General features: G+C 50.0%; 2 tRNA genes and 1 rRNA gene. All 3 read left to right on the top strand.

Annotation, left to right across the window (positions count from 1 at the left end):
* Positions 1-57, top strand: a 16S ribosomal RNA gene (locus ABE528_RS27355); the annotation flags it as partial.
* A 77-nt stretch (positions 58-134) separates the two neighbouring features.
* Positions 135-211: transfer RNA gene (locus ABE528_RS27360), tRNA-Ile, on the top strand.
* 6 nt (positions 212-217) lie between these two features.
* A tRNA-Ala gene (locus ABE528_RS27365) sits at positions 218-293 on the top strand.
* The last annotated feature ends 155 nt before the right edge of the window (positions 294-448 follow it).

Below are 448 nucleotides of genomic sequence, written 5' to 3' on the forward strand. Positions count from 1 at the left end.
GGGGTGAAGTCGTAACAAGGTAGCCGTAGGGGAACCTGCGGCTGGATCACCTCCTTAATCGACGACATCAGCCTGCTGATGAGCTCCCACACGAATTGCTTGATTCATTGTCGAAGACGATCAAGACCCTATATAGGTCTGTAGCTCAGTTGGTTAGAGCGCACCCCTGATAAGGGTGAGGTCGGCAGTTCAAATCTGCCCAGACCTACCAATATGCGGGGCCATAGCTCAGCTGGGAGAGCGCCTGCCTTGCACGCAGGAGGTCAGCGGTTCGATCCCGCTTGGCTCCACCACTCTTGCAGTACCTTGATCAAACTCAGAAATGAGCATTCGCCTCGAATGTTGATTTCTGACTTTTGTCAGATCGTTCTTTAAAAATTCGGATATGTGATAGAAATAGACTGAACACCAGTTTCACTGCTGGTGGATCAGGCTAAGGTAAAATTTG

Origin of the sequence: Pseudomonas sp. TWI628 (genome assembly GCF_039673865.1) — a bacterium.
Classification (GTDB): Bacteria; Pseudomonadota; Gammaproteobacteria; order Pseudomonadales; family Pseudomonadaceae; genus Aquipseudomonas.